Genomic DNA, 24,574 nt, shown 5'->3' with positions numbered 1-24,574 from the left:
GCGCCGAAAGCGGCCGAGCGAGGGGCTCGGCCACGCAGTGCAGGCGTTGCAACGAGGGGTTCCTCGCCGTCTTCGCAGCACGCTCCAACGGGAGGAGTCCCACACCAATGCCCACGGGCACCGTCAAGTGGTTCAGCGACGACAAGGGCTTCGGCTTCATCACCCCGGATGAGGGCAGCCGTGACCTCTTCGTCCACCACTCGAACATCGTCGCCGACGGCTACCGCACGCTCGCCGAGGGCACGCGCGTCCTCTACGAGGAGGAGGCCGGCGACAAGGGGCCGAAGGCCGTCAACGTCACGAAGGTCTGACGGCGGCGGCGCCGACCCGGCGCCACCCGCAAGTCCCACCACCGCGGCCCGCTCCTGAGGCGGGCCGCTGGCGTTGCGCCGTCAGGGCCGCGGCGCCCAGGTGCGCAGCACCCGCTCGGCGGGACGGTCGCGCGGGGTGTAGGCGATCGCCGGCGGCGCGGTCGCCACGCGCTGGTCTGCGGGCCAGTCCCACCACCAGATCCCGCGCAGCCACGGCACGTCCTCCCAGGCCCGCAGCGCGCCCTCGTAGGCGACCGCCTGCAGCGCCCCGCCGTCGGGAGCGCCGCCCTCCTCGCGTGAGGGCTCGGCGAGCGCGCCGGTCCGGCTCGCGTAGCCCAGCTCGGTGAGCAGGACGTCGCGGCCGGTGCGCCGGTGCAGCGCCGCAAGCCGGGCCTTCCACGGCGCCCAGGCGTCGCGGACGGCCTCGGGCGTCGGGCGGCCGCGGACGTCCAGCGGCATGTAGGCGTCGACGCCGACCACGTCCAGCGCGTCCCAGAAGCGCACGCGCTCGGCCCCCTGGACCCAGTTGGCGGCGTAGGTCAGCCGCCCTCGGAAGACGCGGCGGACCGCGGCGATGAGCGAGCGCCACTCCGCCTCGCGCAGGGCCAGCGAGGTGAGCTCGGTGCCGACGACGAACGTCGTGGCCCCGGCGGCCTGCGCCGCGCGGGCGTAGGCCAGCAGCTCGCGGCTGTAGGAGGCGAACCACGCGACCCGGTCGACCGGCTGCAGGGCCCCGCGGAAGGTGCCGTCGAGCGCGTCGACGTGGGGCTTGACCGCGACCTGGACGCCCGCGTCGCGCGCGGCGCGCACGGCGCGCTGCACGCCGGCCGGCGTGACGGTCTTGCGCGGGTCGGGCGCGACGGTGCTGTCGCGCGCGTCGTCGACGTAGAGCACCGGGGCGATCGCGACGACGGTCGCGCCCGCGCGGGTCCGGGCGTCGGCGATCGCGCGCGCCGCCCGGGGCCAGCTGAACGCGTCGCGCTCGTAGGCCGTGACGTCGAGGCCGTGCTCCCAACGGGCGGGCAGCGGCGGACCGGGCGGCTCGCGCTCGGGCTCGGTCGCCGCACCGCACCCGGTCACGAGCGCGGCGAGGACCAGCGGCGCCAGGCGCCGCGCGCGGGGGCGAGGGCGGCGCAGGGGCTAGTGGTCGGCGACGTGCCCGCCCTCGGGCACGAGCGGCAGGCCGGCCTGGTCCCACGCCTCGATGCCGCCGGCCATCGACCACGCGTCGAAGCCCGCGCGCTTGAACGCCTGGGCGGCCATCATCGACCGCACGCCCGCGCGGCACTGGAAGACCACGGGCGTGTCCTTGTCGATCGACGCGGCCTGCGAGGAGAGCCGTTCGAGCTCGATGTGGCGCGCGCCGTCGATGCGGCCGGCCTCCCACTCGTAGGGCTCGCGGACGTCGATGAGCTGGACGCTGCCCTGCTCGAGGGCCTGCGCCACCTCCTGGGGGGTCTTCTCGATCTCGGGGTCGCTCAAGGGGTGGGCCATCGCGGTCGGGGACGGGGTCGTCCTCGCAGGGTAGTGCGGCAGCGTACAGTCGCCCCCGTGTGGGAGAACTGGTCCGGCGAGCTGCGCTGCGCACCGGCGCGCACGCTGCGGCCGTCGACGGCGGGTGAGGTGGCCCGGGCCGTCGTCGAGGCCCGCGAGGCCGGGCAGGTCGTGCGCGTCGCGGGCGCCGGGCACTCCTTCACGCCGGTCGTCCTGACCGACGGGACGCTCCTGTCCCTCGACCGGCTCGCGGGGGTCCTGGACGTCGACCGGGCCGGCGGCCGCGTGCGCGTCGCGGGCGGCACGACGATCAACGCGCTGTCGCGGGAGCTGGACCGCCACGGACTCGCGCTGGAGAACCTCGGCGACATCGACGTGCAGGCCATCGCGGGCGCGCTCGCGACCTCGACGCACGGCACGGGCGGCGCCAAGCCGTCGCTGCCCCAGCAGGTCGAGGCGGTCGAGCTCGTGACGGCGGACGGCTCGGTGGTCCGGGCGGCGCGCGACGACGCCGACGACGGGCTCTTCCGGGCGGCGTGCGTCGCGGTGGGGGCGCTGGGCGTCGTGACGGCGGTCGAGCTGCGCGTCGTGCCCGCGTTCACGCTGCGGCGCGTCGACCGGCCCGAGCCGCTCGAGGACGTGCTCGACAGCCTCGACGAGCGGATCGCCGCCCACCCGCACTTCGAGCTGTTCTGCTTCCCGTACGCGCGCGACGCGCTCACGCGCACGAGCGACGTCGTCGACGGCCCGCCACGGCCGCCGGGGCCGTGGGGCCAGCGGCGCGAGACGTGGACGACGAACACCGGCCTCGAGCTGCTGGTGCGCCTGGGCGCGCGCTTCCCCTCGTCCATCCCGTTGCTCAACCGGCTCGTCACCCGCCTCGCCGGGACCTCGACGAAGGTCGACCGCAGCTTCCGCTGCTTCGCCTCGCCACGCCACGTGCGCTTCACGGAGACCGAGTGGTCGCTGCCGCGGGCGGCCGCGGCGGACGTCGTGCGGGCGGTGCGGGCGTGGTGCGACGAGCGCCGCTACCCGGTGAACTTCCCCTTCGAGGTGCGCTTCGTGGCGCCCGACGACGCCGATCTCGGGACCGCCCACGGCCGCGCGTCGGCGTACGTCGCCGTGCACGCGTACCGCGGGATGCCGTTCGAGGAGCTCTTCGCCGCCGTGCAGGCCATTGCGCTGGCCCACGGCGGCCGGCCGCACTGGGGCAAGCGCCATGCCCTCACCGCCCGGGAGCTCGCGCCGCTGTACCCGCGCTGGGACGCCTTCCAGGCCCAGCGGGCGGCGCTGGACCCGGAGGGGGTCTTCACGAACGCCCACGTGGCGCAGGTCCTCGGCGCCCCCGGCGTTGTCGAGACCCGACAGGCGGGCGCCGCGACGATGTGAGGTTGCGCGGGGCGGCGGCGGGCGGGCGCTGGGACGCTCGCGCCATGGCCCTGCGCATCGCCCCGGTCCTCGACGAGGTCGCCGCCCGGCTGAGCGGCCGGCCGCGGACCGACCGCCTCCGGGACCCGGTCGGCTGGGCCTACGCGCTGCGCGACGCCGTCGCGGTCGCCGAGCCGGCGGTGGTCGTCTCGCACCTCGACGGCGAGCTCGAGGCGGCGGCGCTGCGCGCGGCGCTCGCCGGCGGTGCGCACTGGAGCGACCGGTTGCTCGACGCGGCGCCGCTCGCCCGGACGGCGCCCACCGCGGAGGCGGCCGAGCTCGTGCGGACGCTCGTCGGCGTGGGGCGGGCGGGCCGGCCGGTCGCCGCGACGCTCACCGGTCCGTGGACGGTCGCCGCGCGGCTGGCGCCGGAGGTCCTGGGCGACGCGGCGCACGACGCCGGCGCGCAGGCCGAGCTCGCCGACCTGGTGGCCGACGCGCTCGCGGCGCTCCTCGGCGCCTACGCCGAGGCGGGCGCCTCGCTGGTCGTGGTGGTGGAGGAGGGGGCCGGCGCGCTGGACGACGTCGACCGCGCGGGAGCGCACCGGCCGCTCGTGCGCGCGCTGGCCCACCACCGCCTCGACGGTGTCCTCTGGCTGCCCGACGGCGTGGGGGCGGACGCCGTGGCCGGCGGGTACGCCGCCGTGGCCCGGGCGTGGGCGGGGACGGGCGAGCCGCCGGCCGGCGGCGCCGTCCGGCTGGACCCGGCGCTGTGGGACCAGGACCCCGGCGCCTTCGCCGCGCGCTGGCCGGCGATCGCCGCGGCGGCCGAGCGCGCCGGAGCGGACCTCGTGCTCAGCGACGGGCCGGTGCCCGGCGGCGCGCCGGCGGCGAACCTCCGCGCGGCGGCGGGCGTCGCGGCGGCGGCCTGACCGGCGGCGCCCGCCGACGCCGAGCGCGTCGCAGTCGCCGACGTGGCGGCGTCACCGTGCTCGTGCGCTCAGAGGAAGGTCTGGCCCTCGCCGCGGTAGGTCGGGACGGTCTCGACCACCTCGTCGCCGGCGACGAGGTGCAAGGCGGCGAAGCGCTCGCAGAGCTCGCCGGCCTTCGCGTGGCGCGCCCACACGCGGTCGCCGATGCGCAGGCCGTCCGCGGCGGCGCCGAGGACCGGGGTCTGGACCTCGCCGGCGCCCTCCTGCCCGTCGAGGCGCAGGCCGTCGGGCAGGAACGGGGACACGAGCCGGTCGCGGCCCGCGGCGCCGGAGGCGGGGTAGCCGCCGCCGAGCACCGTCGCGACGCCCGGGCCGGGGCGGCGGACGACCGGCAGCGCGAAGAGCGCGGCGGGGCGCGGGCGGAAGGCGCGGTAGCCGTCGAAGAGGGTGGGGCCGAAGAGGCCGCTGCCCGCGCCGAGCTCCGTCACGGCGGGCTCCGCCGCGGTGCGCTCGAGCGAGCCGGTGCCGCCGCCGTTGACGAACCGCAGGTCGGGCACGACGCCGCGCACGGCGGCCACCACCGCGGCACGGCGGGCCCGCAGCTCGCGCATCGACCCGGCCTGCACCGCCCGCAGCGCGGTGCCGTAGAGCCGCTTGCCGGGCGGCGCGTCGCCCACGCCCGCCACCTGCGCCTCGTAGGCCATGACGCCGTCGACGACCAGGCCGCGGTCGAGCGCCGCGCGCGCCAGGGCCGCCGCCTGCGCCGGCGTGCGCAGCGGCGAGCGGCGTGCGCCGATGCGCACCCGCCCACCGAGCGGCCGCCACGACGTGTCCAGGTCGAGGCACACCCGCAATGCGACGGGGTCAGACCCCGTCGCATCCGGCAGTGCGACGGGGTCAGACCCCGTCGCATCGGCGAGCAGGTCGAGGTGTGCCACGTCGTCGACCATGACCGTGACCCGCTCGCGCAGCCGCGCGTCCGCGGCGAGCTCGCCGACGGCGTGGCGGTCGGCGGTCGGGTAGGCGACGACGACATCCTCGAAGCCCTGGCGAGCGAGCCACAGCGCCTCGGGCAGGGTGAAGGCCAGGACGCCCGCGAAGCCCGGGCGCTCCAGCGCTCGTCGCAGCAGGGCGACGCAGCGCACGGACTTCGAGGCGAGGCGGATGGGCGTGCCGCCGGCCCGGCGCACCATGTCCGCGGCGTTGGCGTCGAACGCGTCGAGGTCGACGACCGCGAAGGGCGCCTCGAGCCCGGCGGTCGCGGCGTCGAGGCGGCGGCGCAGTGCGGCGTGGTCCATCGGCTCGCGAGCCTAGACGGCGGCGCATAGGGTCTGCGCATGGAGGCCGACGTCGTCGTCGTGGGGGCGGGGCTGGCGGGGTTGAGCGCCGCCCGGGCGCTGCAGCAGGCCGGGCGCGAGGTGCTGGTGGTCGAGGCGCGCGACCGCGTCGGCGGGCGCACGCTCAACGAGCCCATCGACGACGCCGGGCAGGTCGTCGAGCTCGGCGGCCAGTGGGTCGGCCCGACCCAGCATCGGCTCCTCGAGCTCGCCCGCGAGCTCGGCGTCGCGACCTACCCCACGCACGGCAAGGGCTGGAACGCGGTGCGCTGGAAGGGCCGCACCCGCCGCTACCGGGGGACGATCCCGTGGCTGTCGCCCGTGGCGCTGGCCGACGTCGGCCAGGCCCAGCTGCGCCTCGACCGCCTCGCCCGCACCGTCCCGCTCGATGCGCCCTGGACGGCGCCGGACGCCGAGCGCCTCGACGGGCTGACCTTCGAGACGTGGGTGCGGCGCACCGTCGCGACGGCGGCCGGCCGCACGCTGCTGCGCACCGCCATCGACGCGGTCTGGGCGGCCGACGCGCGCGACGTCTCGCTCCTGCACGTCCTCTTCTACATCCACAGCGCCGGCGGGTTCGACGCGCTCGTCGACACCGAGGGCGGCGCGCAGCAGTGGCGCTTCCACGGCGGCTCGCAGCTGCTGAGCCTGCGCCTGGCCGAGCGCGTCGGCCACGACCGGATCCTGCTCGGCACGCCGGTGCGCCAGGTCGACCACGACGAGGCCCGCGGCGTCACGGTGCGCTGGGACGGCGGCGAGGCGCGTGCCCGCCGTGCGGTCCTCGCGGTCCCGCCGGCCCTCGCCGGGCGCCTCGTCTACCGCCCGGCGCTGCCCGCGGTGCGCGACGGGCTCACGCAGCGCATGGCCCAGGGCAGCGTCATCAAGTGCATGGCGGTCTACGACGAGCCGTTCTGGCGGGCCGACGGCCTCTCGGGCCAGGCCCTGGACCCGGAGGGGGCCTGCAAAGTCGTCTACGACAACACGCCGCCGTCGGGCTCGCCCGGCGTCCTGCTCGGCTTCCTCGAGGGGCGCGTCGCGCGGCGCATGGCCATGGCATCCCAGGACGAGCGCCGCCGGGTCGTGCTCGACGGCCTCGCCGGGCTCTTCGGCGCCCGCGCGCTGCGCCCGACGGGCTACGTCGACAAGGCGTGGATGGACGAGGAGTTCAGCCGCGGCTGCTACGGCGGCTACCTGCCGCCGGGCGGCTGGACGGACTTCGGCCAGGCGCTGCGCGCGCCGGTCGGCCCGCTGCACTGGGCCGGGGCCGAGACGGCGACGGTGTGGAACGGCTACATGGACGGCGCGGTGAGCTCGGGCGAGCGCGCGGCGCGCGAGGTCCTCGCCGCCCTCTCAGCCCCAGAAGAGGTTGAAGAGCCCGAACTGCCGCTCGGGGCGCCAGGCGACGGCCGGGCCTAGGCGCATGCGCTCGGCGCTGTTGAGCCGGGCGAAGCCCCAGGAGCGCAGGGCCCTGCGCGCCGGCTCGTTGGCGTCCGGGACGACGAGCGTCCCCGGCAGCGGGCCGTCGGTCGCGCCCGCCAGGAGGTGCAGGCCGGCGTCGGGGTCGCGGGCGGCGATGGCGGCCCCGGTGCCCCACGGGGAGCGCAGCGCCCAGCCGGCGAGGCCCGAGCCGTCGGCCGCGTCGACGCCCATCCCGTAGAGCGGGCGGACCGCGTCGAGCATGACGTCGCGCCGCTCGCCGGTCGCCGCCTCGTCGACCGCGCGGATGCCGGCGCGGTCGCCCTCGACCAGCGGGCGCGCGGCGGGCACGCCGGACGGGAGGCCGTCGCCGGCGACGCCGCGCCAGGCCGTGGCGCTGCCCTCGGCGACGAAGCCGAGGCGCTCGTAGACGGGCCGGCCCATCTCCGTGGCGTAGAGCAGCACCGTCTCGGCGCCGTGCTCGCGCAGCCACGCCGTCGCCGTCTCGGTCAGCGCCTGGCCCAGGCCGCGGCGCCGCGCGCCCGGCAGGACGCCGAGCGCGCCGATCCAGCCGGTGCGCGCGAAGACCGCGCAGCAGACGACGCCCTGGGGGCTCGTCCGGCCGTCGGCGAGCATGACGATCCCGTGCGCGGACCGGCGGGGGTACTCGAGCAGCCGGACGATGCCGTCGCCCGAGAAGCCCGCGCGGCGCAGCGCCTCGACGGCGAGCGGGACCTCGGTGTCCTCGGCGGGACGGATGCGCGGCGCCGCGCGAAGCACGGCGCCCACGCTATCGGCCGCGCCGCGCAGCGGACGCTACGGACGCGCGTACGGGTCGACCGTGCGCCGCTCGTGCACGACCTCCGCCCTGCGGTCACGCGCCATGGCCATCATCAGGAAGCTCAGGACGATGCCGACGATGCCGGCGATCATGAGGATGAGGCCGACCGTGGCCAGGTTGACGCCCGAGATCGCATCCTCGACCGCATAGCGGAGGATGGCGCCCAGGGCGATGAGGAAGACCGACGTTCCCATGGTCATGGCGCGAGGGCTACCCGACGTGCCCCGACACCATCCGCGTCGGCGGGGGCGGCAATACCATGCGGGCATGGCCGCCACCGAGTCCGCGTACTTCGACCTGTACGACGTCCCGCAGGAGCATCGCGACTTCGTGGCGCTGGTCCGGCAGCTCGCCCAGGAGCAGATCGCCCCGCGTGCGGCCGAGATCGACGCCACGGGCGAGTACCCGTGGGACGTCCGCAAGCTCCTGGCCGAGAACGACGTCCTGGCGCTGCCCTTCGCCGAGGAGTTCGGCGGCATGGGCACCGGGACGCTCATGCTGCAGATGGCCGTCGAGGAGATCGCGAAGGTCGACGCCTCCTGCGCGTTGATCCTGATGGTCCAGGAGCTGGGGTCGCTGCCGATCCAGCTCTTCGGCAGCCAGGAGCTCAAGGAGCGCTTCCTGCCCCGGTGCGCGACGGGCGAGTGGTCGCCCGCGTTCGCCCTGAGCGAGCCGGAGGCCGGCAGCGACCCGGCCTCCATGCGCACGCACGCCGAGCTGGACGAGGCGACGGGCGAGTGGGTGATCAACGGCCAGAAGAACTGGATCACCAACGCCGGGATCGCGGACTTCTACGTCGTGTTCGCCAAGACCGACCGCGAGGCGGGACGGATCACCGCGTTCGTGGTCGAGAAGGACCGCGAGGGCTTCGACCCCGGCCAGCTCGAGCACAAGCTGGGCATCAAGGGCTCGCCGACGGGCCAGCCGTCGTTCACCGACGTGCGCGTCCCCCAGGAGAACGTCATCGGCGAGGTCGGCCGCGGCCTGGGCGTCGCGCTGGGCACCCTCGAGCACACCCGTCTGGGTGCCGCCGCCCAGGCGGTCGGCATCGCGCAGGGCGCCATCGACTACGCGCTCGCGTACGCCAAGGAGCGCATCGCCTTCGGCAAGCCGATCGCCCAGCTGCCCTCCATCCAGGACAAGCTCGCGGTCATGCAGACCAAGACCGCCGCCGCGCGCGAGCTGCTCTACAAGGCCTGCGCCCTGGCCGACCGCAAGGACCCCCAGGCACCCAAGTACAGCTCCATGGCCAAGCTCTTCGCCAGCGACAGCGCCATGGAGGTCACGGTCGAGGCGGTCCAGGTCCTCGGCGGCTACGGCTACGTCAAGGAGTACCCCGTCGAGCGCTACATGCGCGACGCCAAGATCACCCAGATCTACGAGGGCACCAACGAGATCCAGCGCCTCGTCATCGCCCGCCAGATGCTCCGCTAGACCGTCATGCTCGGCCGCCCCTTCCATCGCCCGCCAGGGCTGCGCACGACGCTCCTCGCCGCCGCCGTGGCGATGAGCCTCGGCCTGACGACGATCGTCGTGCTCCAGGGCGGCTTCTCGAGCCAGCCGCTCATGCGGATCATCGAGACGGCGGGCGTCGTGGTCGTCGCCGCCGCCGCGCTCTTCGGCGCGATGGGCTTCATCGGCGTGCGGATGGCCGGGTGGGAGGAGCCCGAGTCCGAGGCCGAGTTCGAGCGCATCGTGCTGCGCTCCGAGCGCCTGGCCCGGGAGGGCATCGCCTACGAGCCCGACGAGACCGACTTCCTGGACCTCGACCCCTACGACGACGAGGACTTCGAGGAGCTCGTGCGCGACGCGCTCGACGACCTCCCGGACCTCCTCCAGCAGGCGCTGCAGCGCAACGTCGCCGTCGTCATCTCCGACGGCGGGCGCAAGCGCCGCGCCTACGGCCTCTACCACGGCGACGGCGCGCACCGCGACGACGTCCCGGACCGCATCGTGATCTACCGCGACACGCTGCGTCGCGACTTCGGACACGACCCGGAGCTCCTGCGCGAGCAGGTCACCATCACCGTGCGCCACGAGCTCGCCCACCACGTCGGCTTCGACGAGCTCGGCGTGCGCGACCTCGGGCTCTAGCTCGACAGGGCGTCAAGCGCGCGCGGGGTACCCTCCGCCGCGTACAAGGCCCCGTGGAGTGCGACCGCCGGGGGATAAACCTGCTCGTGGAGTGCGACCGCCGAGCATCCTCACACTCTCAAGGAGAACCAGGACACCATGCCTGAGGCTGTCATCGTCGACGCCGTCCGCACGCCGATCGGCCGCGCCTTCAAGGGCTCGCTCGCCCAGCTGCGCCCCGACGAGACCGCGGCCTACGTGCTCGACCAGCTGCTCGAGCGCAACCCCGGCGTCGATCCCGCGCTGGTGGAGGACGTGATCATGGGCTGTGGCCTCCCGCAGGGGCTGCAGGCCAACAACATCGGCCGCATCGCCGTCCTGCTGAGCGAGAAGCTCGGCCAGGAGACCAACGGCGTGACGGTCTCGCGCTACTGCGCCTCGTCGCTCGAGACGATCAAGCAGGCCGCGAACGCCGTCGTCGCCGGCCAGGGCGACGTGTACATCGCCGCCGGCGTCGAGTTCGTCTCGCGCTACACGGGCTCCCAGGAGGCCGCGCACCCCGAGGACCAGAACGAGGCGCTGCAGGGCAAGGAGCCCGGCCAGCCCAACGCGTACATCGCCATGGGCCTGACCGCCGAGAACGTCGCCGAGAAGTACGGCGTCTCGCGTGAGCAGCAGGACGAGTTCGCCAAGCGCTCGCAGGACCTCGCCGTCGCCGCGCAGGAGAACGGCGTCTTCGACCGCGAGATCGTCCCGGTCACGCTGCCCGACGGCACCGTGGTGGCCAAGGACGACGGTCCCCGGCCCGGCACGACCCTCGAGAAGCTCGGCTCGCTCAAGCCGGCCTTCAAGGAGGACGGCACGGTCACGGCCGGCAACGCCTGCCCGCTCAACGACGGCGCCGCCGCCGTGCTCGTCATGAGCGACACGAAGGCCAAGGAGCTCGGCCTCAAGCCGCGCGCCCGCGTCATCACCGCGGCCACCTGGGGCAACGAGCCCGAGCTCATGGGCGTCGCGCCGATCGGCGCGATCAAGAAGGCGCTGCAGCGCGCCGGCATGAGCATCGGCGACGTCGACGTCTACGAGCTCAACGAGGCGTTCGCCGCCCAGGTCCTGCCGATCGCCGACGAGGTCGGCTTCGACATGGACAAGCTCAACCCGCACGGCGGCGCGATCGCCCTGGGCCACCCGTTCGGGATGACGGGCGCCCGCATCATGACCACGCTCCTGAACGACCTCGAGACGCTCGACGGCACCATCGGCCTCGAGACGATGTGCGTCGCCCAGGGCCAGGGCGAGGCCATGCTCGTGGAGCGCCTCTCCTAGGCAGCAGCCAGCAGCTCGTCGAGCGCGGCGCGCAGGGCGGCGTCGAGCTCGGCGAGCGGCGGGTCCAGGTCCCGGTCGGCCAGCAGGCCGAAGCACACCTGGCCGTCGTAGCTGATGATCCCGACGGTGAGCCCCTGGCTCGACGGGTTCAGCGGCACGGCGGGATGGGCCGCCAGCACGCGGCAGCCGTTGAGATAGAACGGCTGCTGCGGGCCCGGCACGTTGGACACGACGAGGTTGAACGCGCGCACGCCGCTCATCGCGCGCGCCAGCGTCGAGGACACCAGCGGCGGCGCCCAGCCGCTGGCGCCCACCAGCAGCGCGCCCGCCCGCACCGCGGCCGAGCCCTTCAGCCGCTCGGTCGCGCCGCGCACCGCCTGGACGCGCTCGAGCGGGTCGTCGACGTCCGTGGGCAGGTCGACGAGGACCGTCGAGATGCGGTTGCCGCCCGACTCGCCCTCGCGGCGCACCGACACCGGGACGAGGACCACCGGCTCGCGGCCGCCGCTGTCCACCGTCCGGCGCAGCATCCCGGCGACGGCGGCCAGCAGCGCGTCGTTCACCGTCCCGCCGCCTGCCTTGCCCGCCGCCTTGACCCCGGCCAGCGGGGCCCGCACCATCGCGAAGCGGCGGTTGGGTCCGATGCCGTCGTTCAGCGACGTCATCGGCGCGGCGGGCCGGGTGCGGGCCAGCTGGACCAGGAGCTCGGTGGCGCCGCGCAGGTCGTCGACCGCCCGGCGCGGGTCGGTCGTCGCCAGCGCGCGCTGGGCCGAGTCGCGCAGGAGCTTCGTGGCCTGCACCGCCGGCGTGCTGGCGAGGCGCGCGAGGTGGCGGCGGCGGTCGTACGGACGCGGCTGCCAGTCGCCCTCGGGCGCCGGGAGGTCCAGCGGCTCCGGCGACGGGTCGAGCAGGACGGTCCCGATGTCGACGGCCGCCACGCCGTCGACGAGCGCGTGGTGCATCTTGGCCAGCAGGGCGGCGCGCCCGCCCTCCAGGCCGTCGACGACCGTCAGCTCCCACAGCGGCCGGCTGCGATCGAGCTTGCGCGACATCTCGATGCCGACGAGCTCAGCGAGCGCCGTCTCGCCCGAGCCGGGCGGCAGGGCGGCGCGGCGCACGTGCCAGCCGAGGTCGAAGTGGTCGTCGTCGACCCAGACCGGGTTCGTCACCCCGGGGGCCGGCTGGCGCAGGCGCTGGCGGTAGCGCGGGATGAGGTGCAGGCGCGAGCGGACGCGCTCGAGCACCCGGTCGTGGTGGAGGCCCGGCCCCGCCTCCAGGACCATCACCCCGCCGACCGCCATGCTCACCGGGCCTTGCTCGGCGGCCAGGGAGGAGCGGTCGGCGGGGGAGAGCGGCTCGGCCATCGCTGGCCGCGAGCCTAGACCTACTTGGGCTGCATGCGGATCGCGCCGTCGAGGCGGATCGTCTCGCCGTTGAGCATCGGGTTGGTGACGATGGAGCCGACGAGCTGCGCGTACTCCGACGGCTCACCGAGGCGCGGCGGGAACGGGACCTGCTTGCCCAGCGACTCCTTGGCCTCCTCGGGCAGGGCGGCCAGCAGCGGCGTGTTGAACAGACCGGGGGCGATCGTGCAGACGCGGATGCCCTTCGGCGCGAGGTCGCGCGCGGCCGGGAGCGTCATGCCGACGATCGCGCCCTTCGACGCGGAGTAGTTGACCTGGCCGACCTGGCCCTCGAAGGCGGCGACGGAGGCGGTCTGCACGAGGACGCCGCGCTCACCGCTGGCGTTCGGGGCGTTGTCGAACATCTTGAACGACGCCAGGCGCATGACGTTGAACGTGCCGACGAGGTTGATGTCGATGATGACCTTGAAGGCGTCCAGCGGGTGCGGGCCCTTGGACGAGGCGAGCTTGAGAGGCAGGCCGGTGCCGGCGCAGGAGACGGCGACGTGGATGCCGCCGGCCTCCTCGACGACCTTGTCGACCGCGGCCTGCACGGGCGCCTCCTCCCGCACGTCGCAGGGCACGAACGCGCAGCCCAGCTCGCCGGCGAGGGCCTCGCCCTTCTCGGCGTTGACGTCAGCGATGACGACCGTCGCGCCGCGCTCGTGCAGGTGGCGGACCGTGGCCTCGCCCAGTCCGGAGGCGCCGCCCGAGACGAGCGCGCCGCAGCCTTCGATGTCCATGGCGCCACCCTAGACGAGGAGTGGCGCGCGCCACTTCCTACTTCGCCGCGCGGCGCGCGAGCGCCAGCGCGAAGCCCTCCTCGTCGACGAAGAGCTCCTCGAGCTCGAGCCCCGCGGCGGCGAGGTCGGCCTCGAGACGCTGCGGCGTGAACTTCGCGCTGATCTCCGTGCGCAGCTCCTCGCCCGCGGCGAAGTGCACGTCGAGGTCGAGCGCCGCCACGTGGACGCGCATCGGCCGCGTCGCGCGCAGGCGCATCTCGATCCACTCGTGCTCGCGGTCGAAGAACGCGACGTGCTCGAAGGCGTCGACGTCGAAGTCCGCCCCCAGCTCCCGGTTCAGGACGTGCAGCGCGTTGCGGTTGAACTGCGCCGTGACCCCCGCCGCGTCGTCGTAGGCCGCCTCGACGGTCGCGACGTCCTTGACGAGGTCGCAGCCGACGAGCAGCCGGCCCTGGGGCCCGGCGAGCTGGGCCAGCCGGCGCAGGAAGCGCCGTCGCGTGCCGGGCGTGAAGTTGCCGATCGTCCCGCCGAGGAACGCGACGAGGCGGTCGCCGAGGGTGGCGGGCACGTGGCCGAGGTGGCGCTCGAAGTCGCCCACGATGCCGTGGACCTCGAGGCCGGGCAGCTCGTCCACGAGCTCCTCGCCCGTGCGCCGGACCATCGACTCGGTCACGTCGATCGGCACGTAGCGGCGCAGGCGGCCCGCCTCGTGCATCGCCCGCAGCAGCAGGCGGCTCTTGGCCGCGGTCCCCGAGCCGAGCTCGACGAGCTCCGTCGCTGCGGTGCGCCGGGCGATCGTGGCGCTGTGGACCTCGAGCAGCCGGCGCTCGGCGCGCGTCGGGTAGTACTCGGGCAGGTCGCAGATCGCGTCGAACAGCTCCGCGCCGCGCGCGTCGTAGAGGTGCTTGGGCGCGAGCTCCTTGAAGGGCTGGGTGAGCCCGTCGAGCGCGTCGTCGGCCAGCGCGCGCTCGTCGTCGCGGCCCAGGAGCTGGCGGATCGTGACGGCGCCGTCGCGCGAGCACGTCGGGGTCTGCGGGTCGCGCGCCAGGCGCAGGCCGGCGAAGAGCTGGCGGCGCACCGGGAGGTCCCAGTTGCGGAACGTGGTCCCGGCCACCCGCGGGTCGGTGGCCCACGAGCCGCCGCGCAGGACGCGGTAGCCGTCGTCGAAGAAGACCTCCGAGTACTCGCGGTAGGGCTCGGCGACGAAGCCGGGGTAGCCGCCGAACGTGCTCGACGTCCACTCCCACACCAGGCCCGTGTCCTCCACGGCGCCCGTGGCCGCCGCGTGCTCCCACTCGGCCTCCGTGGGCAGGCGCGCGCCGGCCCAGCGGGCGAACGCGTCGGCCTCGTGCGCGCTGACGCAGCAGACCGGCGCCAGCGGGTCCTCGAGGTGGGCGTCGACGTGGCCCTCGACGCCCTCGGCGGCCCGCCACGCCCACCCCTCGGCGCTCCACAGCTCGCGCCGCGCGTAGCCGCCGTCGGCGGTGAACTCGAGCCAGGCGCCGTTGGTGACGGGCCGGCGGGCGATCTCGAAGGCCCCGAGCTCGACCGGGTGGCGCGGCCGCTCGTTGTCGTAGGAGAAGCCGTCGGTCCCCGCGCCGATCGTGGCGGTCGCGGCCGGGACCTCGACCCAGTCCGACGGCCCGGCCAGGGCGGCGAGGTGGCCGAAGCCGGGCGGCAGCAGGCCGCCCAGGCGCATGGCCTGCAGCATCGTCTCGGTGTGCTGGAGCTCGTGGCGCAGGACGAGCTCGTGCAGCACGGGGTCGGGGCCGCGGCGCTCGAGGACCTCGCGCACCCGCGCCCGGACCTCGCCGAGGTAGGCCCGGGCGCCGGCCGGGTCGAGGTGCTCGACCTCGCCGCGCACGGCGCGCGGCGTCTCGAAGGCGTCGTAGGTCGCCGCGAGCTCCGGGTGCAGGAGGGGCAGGCCGCCGTGGCGATGGGCCAGCCAGAGCTCCTCGAAGGCGGCGATGTGGGCGAGGTCCCACACCAGCGGCGACATGAACGGCGTGACCTGGCGCTCGAGCTCGGCGTCGCTCAGGTGCGCCACCAGGCCGAGGGTGCGCTCCCGCACGTCCTCGAGCTCGCACGTCGCCGTCTTCGCCGCCCCGAGCATGCTGGACATCCTCAAGCTCTTCGCGGTCAGATCCAGTCCGGATTGCGGAGTTGGCGCGTCGGCGCTCGACCAGGGAGATGCCTGGCGTGGTGACGATCGTGTGGTCAGCCGTACCCGTGCCCCGCGGACCTCTGCGACCATCCCGGCCGTGGGGGGTCACCCAGGGAAGGGCCAGGCGGGGCGCCTGCGCCGCGCGACGTCGATCGCGCTCGTCGTCAGTGGGGCCGCGGTGGGCGGTGCCGGGCTCGCGGTCGGCATGGCCGCGGCCGACGACGCGCCGCCGACCTGCACGGACACGGCGACCGACCCGTCGACCTGCCCGACCACCGGCACGACGACCGACCCGTCGACCACGACGACGACGGACCCCACGACCACGACCACGGGCACCACGACGACGACGCCGGACCCGCCGCCGACGACGACCACGACGCAGGACCCGCCGCCGCCGACCACGACGACGCAGGACCCGCCGCCGCCGACGACGACCACGTCGACGACGCCCACGACGACGGTGCCCAGCGGCTCGGGCAAGCCCGGCAAGCCCGGCTCGGGCCCCCAGAGCGACCCGTACGCGGGCTCGAGCGGCATCCCGTCCCCGAGCCCGACCGGCGGCACCACGAGCCGCCCGAACACCTCGACGGGCACGAGCCAGAGCGCCGCGAACGCCAAGGCGCTGGACGCCGCGCTGCCCGCCTCGGCCAAGGTCCCCGTCCCGCCGACGGTCTGCGACGACGCCGGCCTCGAGTTCTCCGCCGCCACGAGGGCGCGCGTCGAGGCGGCCCTGCGCTGCCTCACCGACGCGCAGCGCCGCGAGGCGGGGATGGACGGGCGCCTCGGCGTCGACGGCCAGCTCGACCAGGAGGCCGAGGGCCACGCCGCCGACATGGCGCGCCGCGGCTTCTTCGCGCACAACGCCCCGCCGCCCACGCCGGCGGGCGTGACGTTCGAGGACCGCCTGGCGACCGTCGGCTACGCCGCTGCCGCGTGGGGCGAGAACCTCGCCTGGGGCCAGAGCACGGCCTACGAGGTCATCCAGGCGTGGATGGCCAGTCCGACGCACCGCCACACGCTGCTCGACCCGGCCTTCACCGAGCTCGGGGTCGGCATCGCCATCGGGGCCGACGGCCGGCTGCGCTTCGCCCAGGCCTTCGGCCGCCCGCCGGGCGCCGACGTCGGGCAGGCCGCCGCCGCGCTCAGCTCGCGCATCGGGGCCAAGCCCAAGCTCGTCGTCCACGCGAAGGCCCAGCGCAAGGGCAGCCGCGTGCGCATCGAGGGCTCCGTGACCGGCCCGGGCAGGACCGCCGGCGCGAAGCTCGCCGTCACCGTGAGCCACGGCGACCGCAAGGTCACCCGGACCGTCCGCCTCCCCAGGGACCGGCGGTTCAGGCTCTGGGTCGGCCGGCCCGGCCACAGCCGCCGCGTGGCGATCGTGGTCAAGCTCGACCGCGGTTCCGCGGCGCCGGTCCTGCTGAGCGCCTAGCGGACGCGCGGCCTACGTGGACGTGGCGAGCGGGTTGAGCTCCTCGTCGCGGATCACGTGCATGACCGCGTTGATGAGCGCGAGGTGCGTGAACGCCTGCGGGAAGTTGCCCAGGTGGCGTCCCGTGGCCGCGTCGAGCTCCTCCGCGTAGAGGTCCAGCGACGACGAGTGCGAGAGCAGCCGCTCGCAGAGCTGGCGGCCGCGCTTGCGCTCGCCGATCTCCAGCAGCGCGCTCACGAGCCAGAACGAGCAGATGAGGAACGTGCCCTCCTCGCCGCCCACGCCGTCGTCGGTCTCCCCGACGCGGTAGCGCAGGACCAGGCCGTTCTCCGTGAGCTCGTCGGCGATGGCCAGGACGGTGTTGCGCACCCGCTCGTCGTCGTGGGGCAGGAAGCGCACGAGCGGGATGAGGAGGTTCGACGCGTCGAGGGCGTTCGTGCCGTAGGCCTGGGTGAACACGCCGCGGTCGTCGACGCCCTTCTCGCAGATCTCGGCGTGGATCTGGTTGGCCACGAGGCGCCAGCGGTCGGCGAGGTCCTCCTTGCCGCGCCGGCCGGCCAGGCGCGCACCGCGGTCGAGCGCCACCCAGCACATGAGCTTGCTCGAGACGTAGTGCTTGGGCTCCGAGCGGGCCTCCCAGATGCCCTGGTCGGGCAGCTGCCAGCTCGCGATGGCCTGCTCGACCTGGTCGTGGATGACCGGCCACAGCCGCGCGGAGTTGTGGCCGTACTCCTTGGCGTGCAGCCACAGGGAGTCCAGCACCGCGCCGAAGACGTCGTTCTGGCGCTGGTGGTAGGCGTCGTTGCCGATGCGCACCGGCCGCGCGCCCTCGTAGCCCGTGAGGTGGTCGAGCGTCGACTCCTCGAGCGTGCGCTCGCCGCCGATGCCGTACATGATCTGCAGGGCGCCGTCCTCGTCGCGGCCGAGGTCGGCGACGAACTGGATGAAGTCGTCGGCCTCCCAGTTGAGGCCGAGCGAGTGCAGCCCCCACAGGGTGAACGTCGCGTCGCGCATCCAGGTGAAGCGGTAGTCCCAGTTGCGGGTGCCGCCCGGGGTCTCGGGCAGCGACGTCGTCGGCGCGGCGACCAGGGCGCCGGTCGGCGCGTAGGTGAGGCCCTTCAGGGTCAGCGCGCTGCGCTCGAGGTGGCCGCGCCAGCGGTGGTCGGGGAACTTGCCGTCCGCGATCCAGCCGCGCCAGTACTCCGAGGTCGACTGCAGCGCCTGGGTGGCCTGCTCGGCCGTGCGCGGGCCGTCGAGCAGCCGCGACCACGACAGCGCGCAGAAGCGCGTCTCGCCCTTCTCGAGGCGGTGGCGCGCGCGGACCATGCCGCCCTCGACGCCCATGTTGAGGTCGCTCATCAGCCGCAGCGTCCGGGTGCCGTCGGTGGCGTCCAGCGCGTACGGGTCGTTCTCCACCGCCGCCCACGTGGCGGGGTTGCGGCCGTAGTCGAACATGGGCTCGCAGAGCAGCTCGATCTGGGCCTGCCCGTGGATGCACTGGATCGTGCGCACGAGGACGTGGTGGGCCTCGTAGTCGGTCGGCGGGCGCGTGTGGGCGGTGGAGGTGCCCATCGTGCGCTCCCGCCACGGCCCGATGACGAGCGCGTCGCGGACGATGAGCCACCCCGTGGACGTCGCCCACGTGGTCTCGAGGATCATCGTGCCGGGCTCGTAGCGCCGGCCGGCCGGGACGCCCATCGCGCTGGGGCCCAGGCGGAAGCCGCCGGCGCTGCGGTCGAGGATGGCGGCGAAGACGCTCGGGGCGTCGAAGCGCGGCGGGCAGAGCCACTCGACCGTGCCGTCGGGCGCGACGAGCGCGCCGGTGTGGCAGTCGCTGAGGAAGCCGTAGTCCGCGATCGGCGGGAACGGCGACGCCATCGGCGTGCGCTCGACGAACGGCGTCGTGTCGCGGTGCTCGACCCGGCCGGGGTCCATCGCGCCCATGCGCGGCGGATGGCCGTTGGCGCCGGGCGGCGGGGTCACCGCGCCGGGGTCGCGGTCGTCGGTCTCGGTCTCGGGAAGGCTCGCGCGCTCCATGGGAGACCCCCGATTGAAGCACCGGCGCTCAGGTGCGCACCAGCGCCGGGCGCGCGAATGCAGCCGCGCCCGGGATGACGGGCGCCGCGTCGACGCCCATCCACTGCTCCAGCAGCGAGCAGTACACCGCGCGGAAGTCGCTCGTCGCGCGCAGGTTGCCGTACGGGTCCAGCGTCGCCAGCCCGGGGAACTCGCCGACCATCGTGCCCTTGGCGCGGGTGCCGATGACGAACCCGATGCCGGCGGCGCCGTGGTCGGTGCCCGTGTCGTTCTGCTTGGCGCGGCGGCCGAACTCCGACCAGACCTGGACCAGGACGCGGTCGGCGATGCCGCGCGCCTCGAGGTCGCGCTGGAACGCGAGGAGCGCGTCGCAGGTCGCCTTGAGGTTCGGCGCGAGCGTGCGCGCCTGGTCGGCGTGGGTGTCGTAGCCGCCCACGCCGTAGGCCGTGGCGACCTTGATCGGCAGTCCGAGGTCGACCATCGCCGCGAAGTTCTTCAGCCGGGTCGCGAACTCGGAGCTGGGGTACGTCGCCTTCGGGGTGATGCCGCTCTTGAGCGGGGCGAGGTCGGCGCGCAGCTTCTGGACGCTGAGGGCGGCCGTGCGCGCATCGCGCAGGGCGGGGTCCTCGGTCGCCAGCCCGCCGAGGCGGTTGACCGACTCGAGCGCCGCCGTCCACACCGGGTCCGAGACGCCGTAGGTCCAGAGGTCGTAGGCGCCCGTGTCGGGGACCGCGGCCACCGGCTTGGACGCCGTGGCGAGGCTCGGGGCGAGGGTGTCGTCGAGCGCGACGCCCTGCAGCGGGTTGGCGTCGGACCCGTGGAGGTCGAGGAATCGGCCGAGCCAGCCGGTCGTGCCGGTGGCGTCGGTCGCGCCCACCTCGTAGAAGTGGCGCGAGGTGAAGTGGGAGTTGTCCGGGCCGTCGTAGCCGATCGCCGGCAGGACGGAGACCTTGCCCTCCTCGTGGAGCACCCGCAGGGCGTCGGCGGCGGGCGCCCACATCAGCCGCTGGTCCTCGGTGAAGGCCGCGCCGGCGCCCTCGGCGAGCTTGAGGGTCGGGCGCATGGCCTCGTACTGCGGGTCGCCGACCGGCGCGAGCACCGAGAGCGAGTCGATGCCGCCCGGCAGGTAGACGTTGAGCAGCACGCGTCCCGAGGAGCTGCCTGCCGCCTGCGCGATGCCCTCGTCGAAGGCCGCGATCGGCAGCTTCGAGGCGCCGTAGACGGCGAGCGCGCCGGCGACGGCGCGGCTCACGAACGTGCGGCGGGTGAGGCCCGTGCCGGCGGGGGTGGGCATGCCGGCCTCGATGGCGGGCAGGCCGCGGCCGGCGCGGACGAAGTCGGTGCAGCAGCGGTGGTCGAGGGCCATGGGGATCAGCAGACGGCGAAGTCGCCGGAGGTCGCGATGAGCATTCGCAGCGCGTTCTGGCGCATGGCGCGGAGCGGTCCACGCTGCCAGTCCGGGGCGGTGGGGGAGACCGACGCGGTGGCGAAGCGCAGGAGCTCCTCGCGCGCGGCGGTGGTGATGGTGGGGTTGCCGAGCAGGCCGAGGGCGCGGTCCACGGCCTGGGCGGGCGTCTCGGCGGCGTCGTACGGCGTGCCCGCGTTCCAGGGGTCGATGAGCTTCGTGGCCAGCGCGAAGGTCGCGGTGTGCCAGCGGCCGGCCCAGGTCCCGGTGGACATCCAGCGGCGCTCGTCCCACCCCGCGACGTTGGGCGGCGCGAGCAGCACCTGGCCGCTCATGTCCGACAGCCACGCCCAGACGTCGGTGTCGATCCCGCGCTCGAGCGTGCGCAGGAGGCCCACCGTCTGGACCACGGGGGGCTTGACCATCGACGGCCCGGCGTAGAACCGCGGGTGGGTGAGGATCGCGCGCAGCACGGGCTTGACCTGCCGGCCGCCGTCCACGTACAGCTGCTCGAGGCGGGCCTGCGTCCCGGCGTCGGCGGGCTCGCCGACGAAGGCGCTCCACAGGCGGGTGACGAACCAGCCGGCGTGCTTGGGGTGCTCGACGGCGAGGCGGACGACGTCCTGCCAGCCGAAGGCGCCGGTCTTGCCGAAGATCGTCTTCTGGCCCGGGTCGAAGATGCGGCTGTCGAACCGGAAGCCCACGAACTGGTTGGTGCTCGCGTCCCAGTCGGCACGCCAGCCCGTGAGCGCGCGGGCAGCCTCACGGATGTCCTGCTCGGTGTAGGCACCGCGGTTCGCGCCGAGGGTGAAGAGCTCGAAGAACTCGCGCGCGTAGTTCTCGTTCGGGCTCGTGCGCGTGTTGCGGATGCCGTCGAGCCAGTCGAGCATCGCCGGGTTGACGGTGACGTCGCGGGCGAGGTCGTCGAACTTGCCGAGCGCGTGGATCCAGAACAGGCCGACCTGCTCGAGCATCGAGCCGAGCTGGACCTTCGCGCGGCTCGTCGCGAACCAGTCGTGCCACACCAGGACCATCCGCCAGCGCAGCTGGTCGGTGGAGCGGACCATGCGGTCCATCAGCAGGAGCTGGTCGTGGCCCCAGGTGCCGGTGGCGTCGAGGGCCTTGCCGTTGACCTTCGGCTCAGGCCCGACGAACGCCTCGGTCCCCGGGTTGAGCAGGCTGTCCACCGCGCCCTCCATGCCGAGGGCGACCAGGCGATCGACGTCGCCGGGACGCGGGCCGAAGCCGGCGCGCCAGAGCAGGCGCTCGGCCTCGCGGCGGCCGAAGCCGGAGGTGGTCGGGGAGGTGGACACCGGCGGAGTGGTGCTTGGCGCGGCGCCGCTCGGCGCCGTCGCGGCGGGCAGGGTAGAGCCGGTCGGCGCCGGGGTCGACGGGTTCTGGGCGCTTTGGGGGGTCGCCGGCGTCGGCTTGGAGACGCTCGGTGCGACGGACGGCGGCTTGGGCGCGGTGACCGGCGCCGGCGTCGGCGTGGGAGCGGGCTTGGGCGCGATCTGCTGCACGACCTGCTTCAGGGCCTTGCGGCGGCTGGTGGGCGCGCAGCCCGCCGAGGCGGCCTTGGCCTTGCCGGCCGCGAGGCCCGCGCGGCGCTTGGCCAGCGAGGTCGCGCTCGCGCCACCGCCGGCGCTCGCGCCGCGGGCCGCGGCGGCGGACTTCGCCTTGGCCTTCTTCGCGGCGGCCTTCGCCCTCTTCGTGGCCGCCTTGCCCCGGGACTTCGCCGCCGCCTTGCGCGCAGGCTTCGCCGGCGCGCAGGACGCGCTGGCTGCCTTCTTGGAGCGCTTGGTCGGGACGGCCACGACCCCGTAGTCGGCCGCCCGGCGCGGGCTCCGTCCTGCGAGCGCCGCAGCCTCGTACGTCCGTCTAGCCGGGCGGCGTGCCCCAGCGCACGATGGCGCGGGCCTCGCGCTCCCAGCCCAGGACGGAGACCCCGGCGGTGGGCAGCGGCAGGCGCTGGCCGAAGGCGGCGGGCTGCTCGACCCAGCGCGCGGCGAGCACGCGCAGGAGGTGGCTGTGGGCGACGACGAGCGCCTCGCCCTCGATCGCCAGGAGCTCCTCCACCACGCGGTCGGCGCGGGCGGTGACGTCCTCGGGCGCCTCGCCCCCGGGGGCCCCGTCGCGCCACAGCAGCCAGCCGGGCTGCTGCTCGCGGACCTCCTCGGTGGTCAGCCCCTCGGCCTCGCCGTAGTCCCACTCGAGCAGGTCGTCGCGCAGCTGCACGCGGTCGCCGACCCCGGCGAGGTCCGCGGTCTCGCGGGCACGCTGGAGCGGCGAGCACAGGACGAGGGACCAGTCGCGGCCGGCGAGGACCGGACGCAGGGTCGCGGCGGCGGCGCGGCCGTCCTCGGTGAGCGGGAGGTCGGTGCGGCCCGTGTGACGGCGCGTGATCGACCACGCCGTCTCGGCGTGGCGCGCCAGCCAGACGTGCGTCGGCGTCACGCGTCGAGCGCGGCGGCGTCGGCCACGATCGTCAGGCGGTCGCGCGCGAGGAGGCTGGCCGGCGCCGCGCGGTCCGGGCCCCGGAGCACCCGGGCGAGCGCCGCGGCCTTCTCCTCGCCCGTCACGAGCAGGACGATCCGCCGCGAGGCGTTGACGTAGGGCAGCGTGAGGGTGATGCGCTCGGGCGGCGGCTTGGGCGAGTCGCTGATCCCGGCCGTGAGCCCCGTGGCGTCCAGGAGCGGGTGCTCGGGGAACAGCGACGCGGTGTGGCCGTCGGGCCCCATGCCGAGCAGCAGCAGGTCCTGGATCGCGGACCCCAGCTCGTCGGCGTAGGCCTTGGCGCCCTCGTCCGGGCCGAGCGTGCCGGGCATCGGGTGCCAGACCGCGCCGTCGGCGCGCAGCCGCGTGCGGACCTGCCCGTGGTTGGAGTCCTCGTGGTCGTGGGGGACGCAGCGCTCGTCGCCGTACCAGAGGTGCACGCCGTCCCAGGCGACGTCGTCGAGGCCGTCGAGGCGCTCGTAGGCGCGCATCGGCGTGGAGCCGCCCGCGAGGCCGAGGTTCGCCCCGGGGCGGGCGGCGTCGGCGAGGGCCTCGGCGGCGTAGAGGGCGGCCTCCTCGGCGTCCCGGCAGCGCTCGATCTGCATGGGCGCCATCCTGCCCACCTGCGCGGCGGGCAAGCGTGAAGGCGCTGGGTAGCCTGCGGCGCATGGCCACCACGCCCGCCGTGCCGCTCACGTCGCTGGCCAGCGGAGCGGGGTGCGGCTGCAAGCTCGCCGCGCAGGACGTGCTGCCGGTCGTGCTGGGCCTGCCGCAGGCGACCGACGAGCGGCTGCTGGTCGGCACCCCGACGGGCGACGACGCGGCGGTCTTCCGGCTGCGCGACGACCTCGCGCTCGTGCAGACGATCGACTTCTTCACGCCGGTGGTCGACGACCCCTACGACTTCGGGCGCATCGCGGCGGCCAACGCGCTCTCCGACGTCTACGCGATGGGCGGCACGCCGGTGACGGCGCTCAACGTCGTCGCCTTCCCGCTCGAGCAGCTCGGTCCCGACGTCCTGCGCGACGTGCTGCGCGGCGGGCTCGACGTCGTGGCGGCCGCGGGCGCGTCGGTCGTCGGCGGCCACTCGATCAAGGACGCCGAGCCGAAGTACGGCCTGGCCGTGACCGGGATCGTCGACCCCGAGCGGATGACGACGAACGCGGCGGGGCGCCCGGGCGACGTGCTCGTGCTGACCAAGCCGCTGGGCGTCGGCGCGATCGTGACGGCGCGCAAGCGCGGCGCCGCCGACGACGCGCTGCTGCAGGCGGCGGTCGACGTCATGGTGCAGCTCAACGCGGCGGCGGCCGAGGCCGCGGTGGGTGCCGGCGTGCGGGCGATGACCGACGTGACCGGCTTCGGCCTGCTCGGCCACGTGCACAACCTCGCACGCGAGTCGGGCGTCGCGGCGGAGGTCGATGCGGACGCCGTGCCGGCGATCGACGGCGTCGAGGCGCTCCTGGCCGACGCGTCCGCCGTCTCGGGCGGCAGCGCGCGCAACGCCGAGTGGGCGGCGACGTTCGCGGCGATCGACGACGCCGTCGCGCCCTGGCGGGCCAGGCTGGTGTGCGACGCCACGACCTCGGGCGGCCTGCTCGCCGCCGCGGCGCCAGACGTCGCCGCGACGCTCCCGGGCACCGTCGTCGGGCGGCTCGTCGAGGGCGCGCCTGGCACCATCCGCGTCCGGTGAGGCCCCGCCTCGCCGTGGAGCGGCCCGGGGCCGGTGCCCCGAACGGCCTTCAAAGCCGTTGGCGGCGCGTCGACCGCGCCGGGGAGGTTCGACTCCTTCGCCGCTCCGC

General features: G+C 75.2%; 22 protein-coding genes and 1 tRNA gene. 10 read left to right on the top strand and 13 right to left on the bottom strand.

What is annotated here, in order from left to right:
* Nucleotides 1-107 precede the first annotated feature (107 nt).
* Nucleotides 108-311: a cold-shock protein gene (locus JUB12_RS09160; RefSeq protein ID WP_205699314.1), complete on the top strand. Its 204-nt coding sequence runs from the start codon at nucleotides 108-110 to the stop codon at nucleotides 309-311.
* An 81-nt stretch (nucleotides 312-392) separates the two neighbouring features.
* On the opposite strand, the gene JUB12_RS09155 is transcribed toward JUB12_RS09160, so the two are convergent.
* A complete protein-coding gene (locus JUB12_RS09155) occupies nucleotides 393-1,391 on the bottom strand; it encodes a hypothetical protein (protein ID WP_205699313.1) in 999 nt (332 codons plus the stop codon).
* Between the two features lie 60 nt (nucleotides 1,392-1,451).
* Complete coding sequence (locus JUB12_RS09150; RefSeq protein ID WP_205699312.1) at nucleotides 1,452-1,793, bottom strand: rhodanese-like domain-containing protein; 342 nt, start codon at nucleotides 1,791-1,793, stop codon at nucleotides 1,452-1,454.
* 69 nt (nucleotides 1,794-1,862) lie between these two features.
* On the opposite strand from JUB12_RS09150, the gene JUB12_RS09145 reads away from it, so the two are divergent.
* The gene (locus JUB12_RS09145) at nucleotides 1,863-3,194 is read left to right on the top strand and encodes a D-arabinono-1,4-lactone oxidase (protein WP_205699311.1); all 1,332 of its coding nucleotides are present in this window, start codon (nucleotides 1,863-1,865) and stop codon (nucleotides 3,192-3,194) included.
* Between the two features lie 44 nt (nucleotides 3,195-3,238).
* Nucleotides 3,239-4,105 (top strand): uroporphyrinogen decarboxylase family protein, encoded by an 867-nt coding sequence (locus JUB12_RS09140; protein WP_205699310.1) that lies wholly within the window; start codon nucleotides 3,239-3,241, stop codon nucleotides 4,103-4,105.
* A gap of 68 nt (nucleotides 4,106-4,173) precedes the next feature.
* Here JUB12_RS09140 and JUB12_RS09135 read toward each other — a convergent pair whose 3' ends face one another.
* Nucleotides 4,174-5,403 (bottom strand): amino acid deaminase/aldolase, encoded by a 1,230-nt coding sequence (locus tag JUB12_RS09135; RefSeq protein WP_205699309.1) that lies wholly within the window; start codon nucleotides 5,401-5,403, stop codon nucleotides 4,174-4,176.
* Between the two features lie 39 nt (nucleotides 5,404-5,442).
* Between JUB12_RS09135 and JUB12_RS09130 the strand changes: the two genes are divergently transcribed.
* Nucleotides 5,443-6,858, top strand: a complete 1,416-nt coding sequence (locus JUB12_RS09130; RefSeq protein WP_205699308.1) for a flavin monoamine oxidase family protein — start codon at nucleotides 5,443-5,445, stop codon at nucleotides 6,856-6,858.
* Here JUB12_RS09130 and JUB12_RS09125 read toward each other — a convergent pair.
* Nucleotides 6,793-7,638 (bottom strand): GNAT family N-acetyltransferase, encoded by an 846-nt coding sequence (locus JUB12_RS09125; protein WP_205699307.1) that lies wholly within the window; start codon nucleotides 7,636-7,638, stop codon nucleotides 6,793-6,795. The genes JUB12_RS09130 and JUB12_RS09125 overlap by 66 nt on opposite strands.
* A gap of 36 nt (nucleotides 7,639-7,674) precedes the next feature.
* A complete protein-coding gene (locus JUB12_RS09120) occupies nucleotides 7,675-7,899 on the bottom strand; it encodes a DUF6458 family protein (RefSeq protein WP_205699306.1) in 225 nt (74 codons plus the stop codon).
* A gap of 67 nt (nucleotides 7,900-7,966) precedes the next feature.
* Between JUB12_RS09120 and JUB12_RS09115 the strand changes: the two genes are divergently transcribed.
* The 3 genes from JUB12_RS09115 (at nucleotide 7,967) to JUB12_RS09105 (ending at nucleotide 11,098) form a co-directional block, all read left to right on the top strand.
* Nucleotides 7,967-9,133: an acyl-CoA dehydrogenase family protein gene (locus tag JUB12_RS09115; RefSeq protein ID WP_205699305.1), complete on the top strand. Its 1,167-nt coding sequence runs from the start codon at nucleotides 7,967-7,969 to the stop codon at nucleotides 9,131-9,133.
* A 6-nt stretch (nucleotides 9,134-9,139) separates the two neighbouring features.
* Nucleotides 9,140-9,793 (top strand): metallopeptidase family protein, encoded by a 654-nt coding sequence (locus JUB12_RS09110; RefSeq protein ID WP_205699304.1) that lies wholly within the window; start codon nucleotides 9,140-9,142, stop codon nucleotides 9,791-9,793.
* Nucleotides 9,794-9,931: 138 nt separating this feature from the next.
* On the top strand, nucleotides 9,932-11,098 hold the full coding sequence (locus JUB12_RS09105) for an acetyl-CoA C-acyltransferase (protein WP_205699303.1): 1,167 nt from the start codon (nucleotides 9,932-9,934) through the stop codon (nucleotides 11,096-11,098).
* Here the strand turns inward: JUB12_RS09105 and JUB12_RS09100 are convergent.
* The 3 genes from JUB12_RS09100 to egtD are packed head-to-tail and all read right to left on the bottom strand — an operon-like array spanning nucleotide 11,095 to nucleotide 15,357.
* Nucleotides 11,095-12,462, bottom strand: a complete 1,368-nt coding sequence (locus JUB12_RS09100; RefSeq protein ID WP_205699302.1) for a wax ester/triacylglycerol synthase family O-acyltransferase — start codon at nucleotides 12,460-12,462, stop codon at nucleotides 11,095-11,097. The two genes, JUB12_RS09105 and JUB12_RS09100, sit on opposite strands and share 4 nt — an antisense overlap.
* A 20-nt stretch (nucleotides 12,463-12,482) precedes the next feature.
* Nucleotides 12,483-13,244 (bottom strand): 3-hydroxyacyl-CoA dehydrogenase, encoded by a 762-nt coding sequence (locus tag JUB12_RS09095; protein ID WP_205699301.1) that lies wholly within the window; start codon nucleotides 13,242-13,244, stop codon nucleotides 12,483-12,485.
* A 37-nt stretch (nucleotides 13,245-13,281) separates the two neighbouring features.
* Nucleotides 13,282-15,357 (bottom strand): L-histidine N(alpha)-methyltransferase, encoded by a 2,076-nt coding sequence (gene egtD, locus JUB12_RS09090; RefSeq protein ID WP_205699300.1) that lies wholly within the window; start codon nucleotides 15,355-15,357, stop codon nucleotides 13,282-13,284.
* Nucleotides 15,358-15,505: 148 nt separating this feature from the next.
* On the opposite strand from egtD, the gene JUB12_RS09085 reads away from it, so the two are divergent.
* Nucleotides 15,506-16,840 carry a CAP domain-containing protein gene (locus JUB12_RS09085; protein WP_205699299.1) on the top strand — a complete coding sequence of 445 codons (1,335 nt, stop codon included), beginning with the start codon at nucleotides 15,506-15,508 and terminating at the stop codon, nucleotides 16,838-16,840.
* 12 nt (nucleotides 16,841-16,852) lie between these two features.
* Here JUB12_RS09085 and JUB12_RS09080 read toward each other — a convergent pair whose 3' ends face one another.
* From JUB12_RS09080 to pgl, 5 genes are all read right to left on the bottom strand, one after another.
* Nucleotides 16,853-18,877 carry a glycoside hydrolase family 15 protein gene (locus JUB12_RS09080; RefSeq protein WP_241004474.1) on the bottom strand — a complete coding sequence of 675 codons (2,025 nt, stop codon included), beginning with the start codon at nucleotides 18,875-18,877 and terminating at the stop codon, nucleotides 16,853-16,855.
* Between the two features lie 28 nt (nucleotides 18,878-18,905).
* Nucleotides 18,906-20,243 carry a DUF1501 domain-containing protein gene (locus tag JUB12_RS09075; protein ID WP_205699298.1) on the bottom strand — a complete coding sequence of 446 codons (1,338 nt, stop codon included), beginning with the start codon at nucleotides 20,241-20,243 and terminating at the stop codon, nucleotides 18,906-18,908.
* A gap of 5 nt (nucleotides 20,244-20,248) precedes the next feature.
* Nucleotides 20,249-22,096: a DUF1800 family protein gene (locus JUB12_RS09070; protein ID WP_205699297.1), complete on the bottom strand. Its 1,848-nt coding sequence runs from the start codon at nucleotides 22,094-22,096 to the stop codon at nucleotides 20,249-20,251.
* 64 nt (nucleotides 22,097-22,160) lie between these two features.
* The gene (locus JUB12_RS09065; protein WP_205699296.1) at nucleotides 22,161-22,736 is read right to left on the bottom strand and encodes a histidine phosphatase family protein; all 576 of its coding nucleotides are present in this window, start codon (nucleotides 22,734-22,736) and stop codon (nucleotides 22,161-22,163) included.
* A complete protein-coding gene (gene pgl, locus JUB12_RS09060) occupies nucleotides 22,733-23,380 on the bottom strand; it encodes a 6-phosphogluconolactonase (RefSeq protein ID WP_205699295.1) in 648 nt (215 codons plus the stop codon). The genes JUB12_RS09065 and pgl overlap by 4 nt, the downstream gene beginning before the upstream one ends.
* A 62-nt stretch (nucleotides 23,381-23,442) precedes the next feature.
* On the opposite strand from pgl, the gene selD reads away from it, so the two are divergent.
* Nucleotides 23,443-24,465 (top strand): selenide, water dikinase SelD, encoded by a 1,023-nt coding sequence (gene selD, locus JUB12_RS09055; RefSeq protein ID WP_205699294.1) that lies wholly within the window; start codon nucleotides 23,443-23,445, stop codon nucleotides 24,463-24,465.
* Between the two features lie 16 nt (nucleotides 24,466-24,481).
* Nucleotides 24,482-24,574: transfer RNA gene (locus tag JUB12_RS09050), tRNA-Sec, on the top strand.

The sequence above is a fragment of the Conexibacter sp. SYSU D00693 genome, assembly GCF_017084525.1.
In the GTDB taxonomy this organism is placed as follows: domain Bacteria; phylum Actinomycetota; class Thermoleophilia; order Solirubrobacterales; family Solirubrobacteraceae; genus Baekduia.
Note: the sequence above shows the minus strand (reverse complement) of the source record. Positions and strands in the feature narration are given on the sequence as shown.